The organism is Brevundimonas bacteroides DSM 4726, assembly GCF_000701445.1.
Classification (GTDB): domain Bacteria; phylum Pseudomonadota; class Alphaproteobacteria; order Caulobacterales; family Caulobacteraceae; genus Brevundimonas; species Brevundimonas bacteroides.
The window spans coordinates 1-13,521 of the sequence record NZ_JNIX01000002.1; the positions used below are offsets into that span (position 1 = coordinate 1).

Below are 13,521 nucleotides of genomic sequence, written 5' to 3' on the forward strand. Positions count from 1 at the left end.
CCGCCGATGTCGTACAGGACATTGGCCATCAGGGTGACCGACTCGATGTCGCCTTCCGGCGAGAAGCAGCCGCCCGTCGCCGGCGTCACATTGCACAGACCCGACGGAACATTGTTGTTGGCCCGACGAACCGTGCCCACGTCACCCGAGCGGTAACCGCCCTCGAGCTCCACACGCCAGTTCGGGTTGAAGCGATAGCCAAGACGCGCAAACGCCGCCCAGCCGTTGTTCACTTCATAGTTCCAGTTCACGCCCGTCGTCGAAGACTCGGCGTTGATGTCGTCCATCTGGTGATAGCCGGCGTCAATCGCGCCATACCACCCATCCGGCTCAGCCGAAGCAGCACCAGCGGCGAAGAGCCCCGCTGCCGCGACGCTGGCGAGAAGTTTCAGCTTCATGTCAGTCCTCATGTCGAATTGAATGCCCAAAGGCCACGCTTACACGCGACGCTCACCGGGCCGAACGGCAGAGTTGGGCCCTGGTTCCTCATTTCAGCTTGGAATAGGGCGACTGTGGCGCCGTTTCAACACATATCGCCCCCTTGGCGAGGAAATCACGCCTGTTATCAGAGCGAGGCAAAGCCAAGGGAGATGAACGAATGGCCATTCGGTTTGACGGAAAGGTGGCGATCGTCACAGGCGCGGGCGGCGGGCTGGGCCGGGCGCACGCCCTGGCGCTGGCGGCGCGGGGGGCCAAGGTGGTCGTCAACGACCTGGGCGTCGCCCGCGACGGCTCGGGCGGATCCCAGTCCCCGGCCGAGGCCGTGGTCGCCGAAATCCAGGCCGCCGGGGGCGAGGCCATCGCCAACGGCGCCTCCGTCACCGACTTCGAGGCCGTCAAGGCCATGGTCGCCGAGGCGACCGACCGCTGGGGCTCGGTGGACATCCTGGTGAACAACGCCGGCGTGCTGCGCGACAAGACCTTCGCCAAGATGGAGGTGCAGGACTTCCGCTTCGTCGTCGACGTGCACCTGATGGGGGCCGTGAACTGCACCAAGGCGGCGTGGGACGGCATGCGCGAGCGGAACTATGGCCGCATCGTCATGACCACCTCGTCCTCGGGGCTGTATGGCAACTTCGGCCAGTCGAACTACGGCGCGGCCAAGATGGCCCTGGTCGGCTTCATGCAGACCCTGTCGATCGAGGGGGCCAAGAACGACATCCGGGTCAACTGCCTGGCCCCCACGGCACACACCCGCATGACCGAGGATCTGGGCGCGGCGCTCCCGCTGGATCATCTGGGGCCGGAGCTGGTGACGCCGGGCCTGCTCTATCTGGTCAGCCAGGACGCGCCGACGCGCTGCATCCTGGGCGCGGGCGCCGGCGGGTTCGAGCGGGCCTACGTCACCCTGACGCAAGGCATTCGGGTCGTGGGCCAGGACGCGCCCGAGCAGATCGCCGCCCGCTTCGCCGAAATCAGCGACCGCACCGGCGAGATCGTGCCCGAGATGGGGGCGGCCCAGGGGATGATCGAGCTGGGCAAGGCTCAGAAGGCCATCGGCGGCTGAGCCGGGGCTTGCCTTGACGTGACGGCAGGAGCCTAGGTTCGACCCGAACCAATCGACAATGACGCGCAGCCGTCAGCCAGGGAGAGTATGATGCGTGAAGCGGTGATCGTTTCTACGGCCCGGACCCCGATCGGGCGGGCCTATCGCGGGGCCTTCAACGACACCGCGCCCCAGCAGCTGGGCGCGCATGCCGTTCGTCACGCCGTCCAGCGCGCGGGGGTCGATCCGGCCGAGATCGAGGACGTGGTCATAGGTGCGGCGCTCCAGCAGGGCGGGACCGGCACCAACGTGGCCCGTCAGGTGGCGCTGGCGGCGGGGCTGCCCCCCACGGTTCCGGGCATGAGCCTGGACCGGCAGTGCGCCTCGGGCCTCATGGCCATCGCCACGGCGGCCAAGCAGGTGATCTTCGACCAGCAGAAGATGGCGGTCGGCGGCGGGCTGGAGTCCATCTCGCTGGTTCAGAACCAGCACATGAACCTCTACCGCATGAAGGACGAGGCGCTGCTGAAGCTGTCGCCTCACATCTATATGTCGATGCTGGAAACCGCCGAGGTGGTGGCGCGCCGCTACGGCATTTCGCGCGACCGGCAGGACGAATACGCACTCCAGTCCCAGCAGCGCACCGCCGCCGCCCAAGCTGAAGGTCGACTGGACGCCGAGATCGTGCCGATGACAACGACCATGTTGGTGGCGGACAAGGCGACGGGGCAGACGTCCGCCAAGGAGGTCACGCTGTCCAAGGACGAGGGCAACCGGCCGGACACGACCCTGGAAGGCCTGCAGACGCTCAAGCCCGTCTTTGGCGGCGGAGAAGAGATCCGGCACGGCCAGTTCATCACGGCGGGCAATGCGTCCCAACTGTCGGACGGCGCCTCGGCCTCGGTCATCATGGAGGCTGGCGAGGCGGTGAAGCGGGGCCTGCAGCCGCTGGGTGGCTATCGCGGCATGGCGGTGGCGGGCTGCGAGCCCGACGAGATGGGCATCGGCCCGGTCTATGCCGTGCCCAAGCTCCTGAAGCGCCACGGCCTGACGGTCGACGACATCGGCCTCTGGGAGCTGAACGAGGCCTTCGCGGTGCAGGTGCTCTACTGCGCCGACACGCTCGGCATTCCGATGGACCGGCTGAACGTCTCGGGCGGAGCCATCTCGATCGGCCATCCCTACGGGATGTCGGGCGCGCGCATGACCGGCCACGTCCTGATCGAGGGCAAGCGGCGCGGAGCCAAGTATGGCGTCGTGACCATGTGCGTCGGCGGCGGCATGGGCGCGGCGGGGCTGTTCGAGATCTACTGACCTCCGTCATGGGCGTCGCCGTAACGGGCGGTCATTTCCGCCCGCCATTTGGCCCTCAGCTGCGCCGGCCGTGCCGGATAGCGGTCCTCCAGGACCGTCGCGTCCAGCACGCGGTCGGTGCGGAACATGCGGAAATCGTCCCGCATCTCGCACCAGGCCAGCACGATGCGGGTGGTGTCGCGGTAGGCGATCTGGAAGGGCCAGACGGTGCGGCGGCTTTCAGCCTCCTTCTCGTCTCTGTAGTGCAGCGTGATCTTTCGGGCGCCGTGAATGGCGCGCCGCACCGCCGCCATGTCGATGGCTTCGGGGAGCACGTTCCATCCGGGCGGGGTGGAGACAGCGGGCTCCAGCACCATGGGGCGCAGACGCTCGGGCACGGTGGCGGCGATCTTGGCGATCAGGTCGCGGGCGGCTCGGGCCAGCGCGGGGTCGCCCCGGCCGGCGACCCACTGGGCGCCCAGCACCGCCGCCTCGATCTCGTCGGACGTCAGCATCAGCGGCGGCATGTCGAAGCCCGTGTCCAGCACATAGCCCACACCCGCCTCGCCCCGGATCGGCACGCGCTGGCCCATAAGGGCGGCGATGTCGCGATAGACACTGCGTTTGGAGGTCTCCAGCTCGGCCGCCATGGCCTCCGCCGTCACCGGCTGGCCGCTGCGCCGTAGCAGCTGGACGATCTGAAAGAGGCGGTCGGCTTTGCGCATCTTGGTGGCGCTATCGCTCGGCGCGCGGCGCCTCGCTGCTTGAGCGCGGTCTCCTTCCCCTGGACCTGGCTGGCCGTGACCTTAGGCGACGTTAGACGGCCGCTGCTGACAGCATGCTGGCAGCAGAGTGGCGGTAGTCAATCCATCGACGTCGGGGGGCGGTCTCCGGGCGGTGAAGAGGGAGATTCAATCGTGCTGACGCTGTTCCATGCTGCCCAAACCCGCTCATCGCGCATTCTCTGGCTGATCGAGGAGCTTGGGGCCGACGTCGAGGTTGTCCATTGCGAGATCGCCTGGCGGAACGGTCAGAAGGTCGGCGAAGCTGATCCGAAGAATCCGCATCCGGACGGCAAGGTTCCGGCCCTGATCCATGACGGATCCCTCATCACGGAATCGGCGGCGGTGGCGCTGTATCTGACCGACCTGCATACCCAGGCGGGTCTCGGCGCGCCGGTGGGGTCGCCGGAACGGGGCGCTCTGCTGACCTGGCTGACCTGGGCGGCGGGCGAACTGGAGCCCGCGCTGTTCGCGCGGATGGGCGGAGCGAGTGATCCCTATTCCGACGCACGGTATGAGGCGGCGATGGATCGGCTGATGGAGGCCCTATGGAATGGCCCGTTCCTGATGGGCGCGCGGTTCACGGTGGCGGACGTGATGATCGGATCGACGCTCGCCTGGGTGCGGCTGATGCTGCCCGACAGCCCCCTGTTCAGTCGTTATCTGGAGCGCCTGGTCGCGCGACCGGCGAACGCCCGTGCGCGGGCGCGGGACAGCGCGGTGGCTCTGGAGCAGGCCGCCTGATCAGGCGGCGTGGGGGAGGTCGCCGTTCTGACCGGCGATCTCCACCGACTTCAGCGCCCCGACATAGGCGTCGCGCCACAGGCCGACGTCCGTGTCCTCGACCACCTTCATGAGGGACCGCCATTTCCGGATGCGCTCCTTCAGCGGCATGGTCAGGGCGCGGTGGATGGCGTCGGCGACCTCCTCGCGGCTGAAGGGATTAACCAGCAGGGCCTCGCCCATCTGTTCGGCGGCTCCGGCGAAACGCGACAGGACCAGGACGCCGGGATCCTCCGGATTCTGGGCGCAGACATATTCCTTGGCGACCAGGTTCATGCCGTCGCGCAGCGGCGTGACCAGGCAGACGCGGGCGGCGCGATAGATGCCGGCCAGCTGATCGCGGCGATAGCTGCGGTTCAGATAGCGGATCGGCTGCCAATCCATATCGGCGTATTCACCGTTGATCCGGCCAGCGAGCGAATCCAGCCGGGCGCGAATGTCCTGATAGGTATCGACCTCGTCGCGGCTGATCGGCGTGACCTGCACCAGGAAGACGTCGCCGCGCAGGTCGGGATGGTCGCGCAGGAACTGCTCGTAGCCGAGCATGCGCTCTTCCAAACCCTTGGAATAGTCGAGACGATCGACGCCGACGATCATGGAGCGGAATGCGGCCGAAGCGGCCATGCGGTCATAGGTGCGAACGCCCTCTCGCGAATCGCGAGCCTGCACGAACCCGTCGACGTCGATGCCGATGGGGAAGGTGCCGATCCGGACCCGACGCCCGAACGCCTCCAACCCGCCGTAGCCCGCCAGTTCGCCTCGGACTTCGGAGATGACGTAGTCGCGGAATAGGTCCAGCCATTCCTGGGTCTGAAAGCCGATGAGGTCGTAGGCGAACAGGCTCTCCACCAACCGGCGATGATGCGGCAGGGTCACCAGCAGCTGGCGCGCCGGCCAGGGGGTGTGGAGGAAGAAGCCGATCCGGTTGGTGACGCCCAGCCGGCGCAGGTCCCGGGCGAGCGGGATCAGGTGATAGTCGTGGACCCAGATGATGTCGTCGGGCTGGATCAGCGGCGCGAGCGTCTCGGCGAAGCGCCGGTTCACCCGCTCATAGCCCTCCCCGTAGGACCGCTCGTAGGCCGTGAGATCGACCCGGTGGTGGAACAGCGGCCACAGCGTCTTGTTGGCGTAGCCGTTGTAGTACTCGTCGACGTCCTGGGCCTCGAGGTCGACGAGGTTGACCGTGACGCCGGCACGGTCCTCGACCGTCAGCTCGCCGGTGAAGGTCTCGACGGTCTCCCCGGACCAGCCGAACCAGAGGCCGTCGTATTTCCGGAGGGCGGCCGAGAGGGCCATCGCAAGGCCCCCGGCGGAGCCGGCGGCGGGGTCAACGGGGGCGGAAACGCGGTTGGAGACGACGATCAGGCGGGTCATGACGCGCCTCAAACGGTCAAGCTGCCGTTCGGCTCCATCGCAAGTGCGTGATCGGCGCGTGAACCGTCATCGGACGTCGGTCCACGACCGGCTGAGCAGGACGGCGCAGTTGATGATGCCGACCAGGGAATAGGTCTGGGGGTAGTTGCCCCACAGCTCGTCCGTCTCGATGGCGATGTCCTCGCTGAGTAGGCCCGCATGCGTCCGGCGACTGAGCATCTGCTCGAAGATTTCGCGCGCCTCGGCGTCGCGGCCGTTCTGGTGCAGCGCCTCGATGAACCAGAAGGTGCAGAAGTTGAAAGCGGTCTCGGGCTCGCCGAAGTCATCGGGCTCGACGTAGCGGAAGAGGTAGGGTCCCTTCTTCAGATCACGCTCGATGGCGTCGAAGGTGGCGACCTGGCGGGGGTCGTGGGGTTCCAGGAAGCCCAGATCGACGAGCTGGAGGAGCGAGGCGTCCAGCTCCTGACCGCCGAAGCTGGCGCCGAAGCGGCCTTCGTCGGGAAGGAAGGCCTCGGCCTCGATCCGCTGGCGGATGATCTGCGCCCGCTCAGTCCAGTGCGTCGCGCGATCGCTCAGGCCCAGATGCGCCGCCGCCTTGGCCAGGCGGTCGCAGGCCGCCCAGCACATGACCGAGGAATAGGTGTGGACCCGGGCGATCGTCCGGAATTCCCACAGCCCGGCGTCAACCTGGTCGTGCATGGCGAAGGCGCGCTCGCCGACCTTCTCCAGCGCATGGAAGTCGTCGAGCGAGCCGGGGCGGAGCAGGCGCTGATCATAGAAGCTCTGGACCAGCGGCAGGACGATCTGTCCGTAGACGTCGTGCTGCAGGTGCTCGCGCGCCTGGTTGCCGACGCGGACCGGCTTCATGCCGCGATAGCCGGCGACGGTGTCGACGATGCGCTCGTCGATGTCCTCTTCCAAACCCACGCCATAGACCGGCTGGACATGGCCGCCCGCCGAGGCGTCGACGAGGTTCCTCAGATAGACGAGATAGTTCTCCAAGATGTCGACCGCGCCGAGCCGGTTCAGGGCGCGCACCGTGTAGTAGGCGTCGCGGATCCAGCAGTAGCGGTAATCCCAGTTGCGCCCGCTCTCTGGGAACTCCGGCACCGAGGTGGTCATGGCGGCGACGATGGCCCCGGTCTCCTCATAGACGCAGAGCTTGAGCGTGATCGCCGCCCGGATCACCGCCTCCTGATAGTCCAGCGGGATGTAAAGGGTGCGCACCCAGTCGCGCCAATAGGCCAGCGTCCGATCCAGCGTCGCCGAAACGCCGGCGCCCACCTCCTGATCATAGCCCTCGTCCGGGCCGAGGAAGAAGGTCAGGGGGCGCTCCAGCCGGAATAGCCGCTCCTCCAGCACATGTGACACCGGGCAGTCGGTGGTGAGACGCAGGGTGATGTCCGTGCACAGATAGCGGACGTGGTTAGAGCCGGAGGTGCACTCGGCCTGCCGCGCGCCCCAATCGGCGGAGGGACGCAGCCGGATGCGGATGCGCGGGCTGCCCGACAGGGGCCGAACGATGCGGGCGAAGGCCAGAGGCCGATAGGTCCGGGAATGCTTTTTGTGGCGCGGGGCGAAGTCGATGATCTCGACCGCCGCGCCGTCGGCCGCGGTCAGAACGGTGCGCAGGACGGGCGTATTGTGGCGATAGGCCTGCTCGGCCGAGACCTGGCCCTCCAGTTCCAGCGACCAGAAGCCGTGCTCAGGCGCGTCGCCGTCCATCAGGGCCGAGAAGACCGGATCGCCGTCAACGCGCGGCGCGCAGGCCCAGACGTAGCGACCCTGACGGTCGATCAGGGCCGAGATGGCGCAGTTGCCGATGGGGGCGAGGTCAAGGTCGCGGCGGGACGGGGTCATGCGCGGGCCTCCGCGATCGCTTCCAGCCAAGTCAGGACCGCCTCCACATCGTCGAGCCTATACCGGGCGGCGGTGTCGCGTTCCGGTCCGACCAGCACGCCGTAGCCGCCGAGCGCGGTCGCGGCGCGGAACCCGGCCTCGTCGGTTAGGTCGTCTCCGACCATGATCGGCGTCGCGCCGGTGAAGGGCGGCTCGGCCATGAAGGCGGCGACCGCCTGGCCCTTGTCGGCGCCGGGGGTCTTGAGCTCCAGCACCATGTGGCCGGGCTGAAGATCCAGTCCCGTCTCGTCCGACAGGCGTTGCGCCAGCGTCCGCGCTGCGGCCTCAGCGTCCGGCGACTGGCGGTAATGAAGACCCGCCGAGACGCCCTTGTCCTCGACGATGACGCCGGGACGGTTCGCCGCGAAGACCTCAAGGGCCGCGACGGCCTCGGCCACATGTCGGCTGGCCTCGGCCCCGTCCAGGCTGCCGTCGCGGCGGCGCCGCGCCAGCCCGTGCACCCCGGAAGCGGAGTGGGCCGCCCCACCCGCGATGCGGTCGATCTCCTCCAGGGTGCGGCCGCTGACGATCGCCACCCGGCCGCCCAGAACCCGATCCAGAGACCGCAGCACCTCGGTGCGACGGGGATCGGCCAGCACCGCGTCCGGGGTCGACGCGAGGGGTGCCAGCGTCCCGTCCAGGTCCAGGAAGAGGGCGATCCCGCCCGTCGCCGGAATCGGCGGTGCGAAAAGGGTGCGGGTCAGGGTCCCGGCGGATGGCGGCATGGTCTCTCTATGCGGTTTCTTCAGGTACGCCCGGCGACCTAACGCCCGACTGCGGCAAAGGTTGAGAAGGGCGGATGAACTCGAGTTACAGCCGTCGATCATGGCCACGGATTGTCGAGCCGGGCGGCTTGGGTCTACACCGCGCGCCTGTTGCGAGGAGACCGAAGGCCCATGCCCCTCGATGCGAAGACGACTTCCGGCGACGCCGCCGGCCCTATGATCGACCACGCCCGTTCGGTGATCCGCCTCAACATTGAGGCGCTGGAGGCGCTGGAGCGGACGGTCAACGGCAGTCTGGTGCGGGCGGTCGAGATCATCCTGTCGCGTCCGGGCTATGTCGTCGTCACGGGCATGGGCAAGTCGGGACACATCGGCAACAAGATCGCCGCGACGCTCGCATCGACCGGCACCAACGCATTCTTCGTCCATCCGGCCGAAATGAGCCACGGCGACCTCGGCATGCTGCGCCACGACACGACGCTGCTGGCCATTTCCAACTCGGGCGAAAGCCGCGAACTGCGCGATCCGCTGATCTTCTGCCAGAGGAACGACATCCCGGTCATCGGCATGACCCAGCGGGCGTCGTCCTTCCTGGCCCGCATGTCGGCTGTATCGCTGGTGATGCCGAGCGTCGCCGAGGCCTGCCCCAACGGCCTGGCCCCCACCACCTCGACCCTAATGACGCTGGCGCTCGGCGACGCCCTGGCGATGGTCCTGATGGAACGGCGCGGCTTCTCGGCCACGGATTTCGGCCTGCACCATCCGGGCGGCTCGCTGGGCATGAGCCTACAGAGCGTGCGCGAGTGGATGGGCGACAATCACGCCCCGCCGCCGACCGTGGCGATGGACGCCGCATTCGCCGAGATCGTGGCCGCAATCACGGCCGGGCGAAAAGGCTCGGTCGCTGTGCTGGACGCTAACGAAACGCTGGCGGGCATGATCACCGACGGCGACGTGCGCCGGGCCTTCTCACAGGACGTCTCGCGCATCACGGCGGGCGACATAATGAGCCGCCAGCCCATCACCGTGGGCCCGGACCAGCGCATGAGCGACGTGGTGGACCTGCTCACCGCCAACAAGATTTCCAACCTCTTCGTGGTCGAGGACGGGCGTCCCGTCGCCATCGTCCACATCGCCGAACTGATGCAGGCGGGCTACGTCGCCTGATCATCGGGTTGCCTGCCGGTTGACCCCCTAGGAGCGAGGGTCTACCCCGCCAGCCTGACCGTGCGCCGCGATGCGCCGGCCAGGCGGAACAACCACGTCGAAGGCTTACGTTGGACAGGTCGGTGGATGTCGGGGAGCCGTCGCGCCCCACGGAGTTCTCGACGACCGCCGCGGCCGAACCCACCGGGTTGAGTGCTTCGTCCCCCGTCTCTACGACCGGCCCGACGCTGTGCATCGACGGCTACAACATCGCCATGACCAAGGGCACGGGGATCGCCACCTACGGGCGCAACCTGCTCTCGACCGTCCGGGGCATGGGTTACGACACCCAGGTGATCTACGGCCCGCCCCGCAAACGGTCCAAACGGCCGCTGCTGAACGAGACGGCTCTCGTCGACGCCGAGCGGCCACGCAAGAATCGCCGGATCGCCCGCTATCTTCAGACCCTGACCAGCCGGAACGGCGTCAAGGCCTGGCCCGTCACACCCAGCGGCGAGGTATTCTGGCCAACCCGCGCCGGTGGCCGCCCCCAGGCCTCGTCCTTCTGGGCCGCTCACGACCTGTTCTTCCGCGCCAACCGGTCGTTCTCGGCCTACCGTAAGGAAACTCCGGTCGATTTCGACGTCGAGGGCGGCCGTCGCCCCGACATCATGCACTGGACCGCGACCCTGCCGCTGCATGCGCGGGGCGTGCCCAACGTCTACACCATCCACGACCTGATCCCGCTGCGGCTGCCGCACACGACGCTGGACGACAAGCCGGCCTACTTCGCCCTGTGCCGCGCCATCGCGCGCCGCGCGGACCACATCGCCGTAGTGTCGGAGACGACGCGCCAGGACGTCATCCGCATGCTGGGCGTGTCCGAGGATCGGGTCACCAACACCTATCAGGCCGTCCACCTCCCCTCGAGCCTGACCTCGCGCCCGGACGCCGAGGTGGCGACAGAGCTGGAAGGGATCTTCGATCTGGGCTGGAAGGACTACTTCCTGCATTTCGGCGCGATCGAGCCGAAGAAGAACCTGGGCCGCATCGTCGAGGCCTACCTCGCCTCGGGCTGCACCACCCCGCTGGTCGTTGTCGGGGGCCGCGCCTGGCTGGACGAACCGGAAACAGCTCTGATGAACCAGGTGCTGGCGGACAAGGGACCGAGCGCCGAGCGCATCCGCCGCTATGAGTACCTGCCCTTCTCCATGCTGGTCAGCCTGATCCGCGGCGCGCGGGCGACGCTGTTCCCCTCGCTTTACGAAGGCTTCGGCCTGCCGGTGCTGGAATCCATGGCGCTCGGCACCGCCGTGCTGACCTCCACGGGCGGATCACTGCCCGAGGTGGCTGGAGATGCAGCCATCAGCGTGGATCCCTATGACGTGCCCGCCATGAGCCGGGGTCTGAGGGCGCTGGAGCAGGACGAGGCCCTGCGGCTGGACCTGGAGGCCCGGGGTCGCATCCAGGCGGCCAAGTTCTCGGTCGAGGCCTACAGGGCGCGGCTCGCCGATCTTTATGCGAAGGTCGGGGCGTGACCCGGTCCGTCCTGTTCGACGCCAGCCGCCTGCTCAGCCGGGCCGAGCGCACCGCGCCGACCGGCGTCGACCGCGTCTGCCTGGCCTATGCGGAGTGGCTGCTGTCCCTGCCCGACGTCACGGTGACGCCGGTGCGCGGGCGACAGGAGCAGCTGGTCGCCGTCGACGAGCCCTGGTTCCGCAAGTGCGTCAAGACGCTGCGCTCGCGCTGGACCGGCGACTTCTTCGAACGCTCGCTGACGCCAGACGAGATGCGGCTGATGACGGCGCTCGCCAGCGGTCACAAGGCCGAGGAGTCCGTCATCGGCGAGCCGCCGGCAGACCCGTCCCGCACGCCCGGCCGCCGCACGCGCGTGCTGAAACAGCTGTTCCGCTCTCAGTGGATCCAGAACCTGCCGTCCAGCAGCCTCTACTTCAACGTCGGCCATACCGGTCTCAGCGACCCGTCCATCCTGAGAGGGCTGGAGGCGCGCGGGATCGAGCGCATCATCCTCCTGCATGACTTGATCCCCATCACCCATCCCGAATTCTGCCGTCCCGGCGACGACATCAAGCACCGGGACCGGGTCATGACGACGCTGCGTCATGCCTCGCGCATCCTGGTGAACTCCCACTACACGGCCTCGGAGCTGGCCGCTTTCGCGGCACGGGAAGGCATCACGCCGCCGCCCATCGACGCCGTGCATCTGGGGCTGGAGCCGACCTTTCTCGCGCCCCCGGCCGCGCCGACGCCGCGCCCCTACTTCGTCCACATCGGCACCATCGAAGCCCGCAAGAACCTGGCCTTCCTGCTGACCATCTGGCGACGTTTGCAGGAGCGGATGGGCGATGCCGCGCCCCAGCTGGTGCTCGTCGGCCGCTATGGCTGGGAAAACGAGGCGGTGCTGGACCATCTGGAACGATCGCCCGCCTTGCGCGGTCTGGTGCATCAGGCGTCGGACCTGCCCGATTCCGCGCTCGCCACCCTGATGGCCAGCGCGCGCGCCCTGGTCGCGCCGTCGTCGGTCGAGGGCTTCGACCTGCCGGCGGTGGAGGCCTCCGCGCTCGGCGTGCCGCTGATCGCCTCGGACATCCCCGCGCACAGGGAACTGGTGCCCAACGCCCAGCTGATCGATCCGCTGGACGGCCTGGGCTGGCTCAAGGCGCTGGAAAAGGCGACCCGGCATCCGCCCAAGGGCGCGCCCTATACCGCGCCCACCTGGGATCGGCACTTCGCGCGGGTCGCCGAATGCGTCGGCCTGACCGCGCGACCCGCCCAGGCGGCGTGATCGGGCCGCTGATCGGACTGGCGGCGCTTCGCAAAGGCCGGTAATCACTTCGTGGATTGCAAAGCCCGGACGCCATGACACGTAAACTGCTCGCTCTCGCGCTCGCGGCCGTTCTCTCCGGCTGCTCCACCCTGCCCCGCGACGGGCCGTCGGGTCGGGCCATCGACCGGGGCGCGGTCGAGGACGTGGACGGGGCCGACTACGCCATCGTCGAGCTGGATTACGCCGCCGCCGAGCGCATCCGCGCGGTCGCCGCGCCCTATCTGGGCTCGCTGGCCGCCGCCGCCAGCACCGAGCGCGTCGATGTGATCGGCGAGGGCGACCTCCTGTCCATCGCCATCTTCGAACCCTCCGGCACCCTGTTCGGCGGGGGATCGTCGTCGCAAGGCGTGCGTTCGGGCAATCAGGCCCTGCCGAGCGTCGCGGTGGATCGCGGCGGGACCGTCACCGTGCCCTTCGCCGGCGCCGTTCGCGTGGCGGGTCTGACCACCACCGAGGCCGGGGCCGCCATTCGTCGGGCGCTGGCCGGCCGCGTCGGCAACCCGCAGGTCACCGTCACCATCGAGGAGAACTTCTCCAACACCGTCACCGTTCTGGGCGAGGTCAAGGAGCCGGGCCGCGCGCCCCTGTCGGTCAACGCCGACACCCTGCTGGACGTGATCGCCGAAACGGGGGGCGCCGCCCGTCCCGTCGAGGACATCGAGGTCCAGATTCGCCGGGACGGCCAGACCTACTCGGCCCCGCTCACCGCCGTCACGACCAACTTCGGCGAGAACATCCGCCTGCAGCGCGGCGACCAGATCAACCTCGTCTACGTTCCCAGACGGTTCAAGACCTTCGGCGCGCTCGGCACGGTGGCCGAAGCCGACATGCCCGCCGGTCAATTGACGCTCGCCAGCGCGCTCGCCCGCGCCGGAGGCCTGAACGACAACTTCGCCAACGCGCGCTCGGTACTGGTCTTCCGCTTCGAACGGCCCGAGGTGGCCCAGGCGCTGGGCGTCACCCAGCCGCCCACGGTGCGGGGCGTGCCGGTGGTCTATCGCCTGAACCTGGAAGAGGCGTCGGGCTTCTTCACGGCCGGTTCGTTCGAGGTGAAGCCGGACGACACCATCTACGCCCCGCGCGCCACGGCGGCGGAGCTGCGCAAGTTCTTCGAGTTCGTGCAGCAGATCTCGCGGGTCGTCTACGACATCTCGGTCACGAACGCGCTCAACAACGACTGAGGCC

Annotated in this window: 12 protein-coding genes; 7 read left to right on the top strand and 5 right to left on the bottom strand. The window is 68.3% G+C overall.

Annotation, left to right across the window (positions count from 1 at the left end):
* Positions 1 to 398 (bottom strand): outer membrane beta-barrel protein (locus Q333_RS0100500; protein WP_029414786.1); only part of this gene is annotated, 398 nt, incomplete at its 3' end.
* A gap of 200 nt (positions 399 to 598) precedes the next feature.
* Between Q333_RS0100500 and Q333_RS0100505 the strand changes: the two genes are divergently transcribed.
* Positions 599 to 1,507, top strand: coding sequence for an SDR family NAD(P)-dependent oxidoreductase (locus Q333_RS0100505; RefSeq protein ID WP_029414787.1), 909 nt, complete (start codon positions 599 to 601; stop codon positions 1,505 to 1,507).
* A 90-nt stretch (positions 1,508 to 1,597) separates the two neighbouring features.
* Positions 1,598 to 2,800 (top strand): acetyl-CoA C-acyltransferase, encoded by a 1,203-nt coding sequence (locus Q333_RS0100510; protein ID WP_029414788.1) that lies wholly within the window; start codon positions 1,598 to 1,600, stop codon positions 2,798 to 2,800.
* On the opposite strand, the gene Q333_RS0100515 is transcribed toward Q333_RS0100510, so the two are convergent.
* Positions 2,794 to 3,504, bottom strand: a complete 711-nt coding sequence (locus Q333_RS0100515) for a helix-turn-helix transcriptional regulator (protein WP_029414789.1) — start codon at positions 3,502 to 3,504, stop codon at positions 2,794 to 2,796. The two genes, Q333_RS0100510 and Q333_RS0100515, sit on opposite strands and share 7 nt — an antisense overlap.
* Positions 3,505 to 3,696: 192 nt before the next feature.
* Between Q333_RS0100515 and Q333_RS0100520 the strand changes: the two genes are divergently transcribed.
* Positions 3,697 to 4,305, top strand: coding sequence for a glutathione S-transferase family protein (locus Q333_RS0100520; RefSeq protein WP_029414790.1), 609 nt, complete (start codon positions 3,697 to 3,699; stop codon positions 4,303 to 4,305).
* Here Q333_RS0100520 and Q333_RS0100525 read toward each other — a convergent pair whose 3' ends face one another.
* From Q333_RS0100525 to otsB, 3 genes are all read right to left on the bottom strand, one after another.
* Positions 4,306 to 5,718, bottom strand: coding sequence for an alpha,alpha-trehalose-phosphate synthase (UDP-forming) (locus tag Q333_RS0100525; protein ID WP_029414791.1), 1,413 nt, complete (start codon positions 5,716 to 5,718; stop codon positions 4,306 to 4,308).
* Between the two features lie 66 nt (positions 5,719 to 5,784).
* Positions 5,785 to 7,578 (bottom strand): glycoside hydrolase family 15 protein, encoded by a 1,794-nt coding sequence (locus tag Q333_RS0100530; RefSeq protein ID WP_029414792.1) that lies wholly within the window; start codon positions 7,576 to 7,578, stop codon positions 5,785 to 5,787.
* The gene (gene otsB, locus Q333_RS0100535) at positions 7,575 to 8,342 is read right to left on the bottom strand and encodes a trehalose-phosphatase (protein WP_051651014.1); all 768 of its coding nucleotides are present in this window, start codon (positions 8,340 to 8,342) and stop codon (positions 7,575 to 7,577) included. The genes Q333_RS0100530 and otsB overlap by 4 nt, the downstream gene beginning before the upstream one ends.
* A gap of 171 nt (positions 8,343 to 8,513) precedes the next feature.
* Here otsB and Q333_RS0100540 point away from each other — a divergent pair, with 171 nt between their 5' ends.
* The 4 genes from Q333_RS0100540 (at position 8,514) to Q333_RS0100555 (ending at position 13,517) form a co-directional block, all read left to right on the top strand.
* The gene (locus tag Q333_RS0100540) at positions 8,514 to 9,509 is read left to right on the top strand and encodes a KpsF/GutQ family sugar-phosphate isomerase (RefSeq protein ID WP_029414794.1); all 996 of its coding nucleotides are present in this window, start codon (positions 8,514 to 8,516) and stop codon (positions 9,507 to 9,509) included.
* 110 nt (positions 9,510 to 9,619) lie between these two features.
* Positions 9,620 to 11,026: a glycosyltransferase family 4 protein gene (locus Q333_RS0100545; RefSeq protein ID WP_211249670.1), complete on the top strand. Its 1,407-nt coding sequence runs from the start codon at positions 9,620 to 9,622 to the stop codon at positions 11,024 to 11,026.
* On the top strand, positions 11,023 to 12,294 hold the full coding sequence (locus tag Q333_RS0100550; RefSeq protein ID WP_029414796.1) for a glycosyltransferase family 4 protein: 1,272 nt from the start codon (positions 11,023 to 11,025) through the stop codon (positions 12,292 to 12,294). The genes Q333_RS0100545 and Q333_RS0100550 overlap by 4 nt, the downstream gene beginning before the upstream one ends.
* Positions 12,295 to 12,368: 74 nt before the next feature.
* Complete coding sequence (locus tag Q333_RS0100555; protein WP_029414797.1) at positions 12,369 to 13,517, top strand: polysaccharide biosynthesis/export family protein; 1,149 nt, start codon at positions 12,369 to 12,371, stop codon at positions 13,515 to 13,517.
* Positions 13,518 to 13,521: the final 4 nt, after the last annotated feature.

Bases quoted from the DNA above. Each gene is read 5' to 3' on its own strand.
- Q333_RS0100505 (WP_029414787.1), top strand. From the start codon at position 599: ATGGCCATTCGGTTTGACGGAAAGGTGGCGATCGTCACAGGCGCGGGC.
- Q333_RS0100510 (WP_029414788.1), top strand. From the start codon at position 1,598: ATGCGTGAAGCGGTGATCGTTTCTACGGCCCGGACCCCGATCGGGCGG.
- Q333_RS0100515 (WP_029414789.1), bottom strand. From the start codon at position 3,504: ATGCGCAAAGCCGACCGCCTCTTTCAGATCGTCCAGCTGCTACGGCGC.
- Q333_RS0100525 (WP_029414791.1), bottom strand. From the start codon at position 5,718: ATGACCCGCCTGATCGTCGTCTCCAACCGCGTTTCCGCCCCCGTTGAC.
- Q333_RS0100530 (WP_029414792.1), bottom strand. From the start codon at position 7,578: ATGACCCCGTCCCGCCGCGACCTTGACCTCGCCCCCATCGGCAACTGC.
- otsB (WP_051651014.1), bottom strand. From the start codon at position 8,342: ATGCCGCCATCCGCCGGGACCCTGACCCGCACCCTTTTCGCACCGCCG.
- Q333_RS0100540 (WP_029414794.1), top strand. From the start codon at position 8,514: ATGCCCCTCGATGCGAAGACGACTTCCGGCGACGCCGCCGGCCCTATG.
- Q333_RS0100555 (WP_029414797.1), top strand. From the start codon at position 12,369: ATGACACGTAAACTGCTCGCTCTCGCGCTCGCGGCCGTTCTCTCCGGC.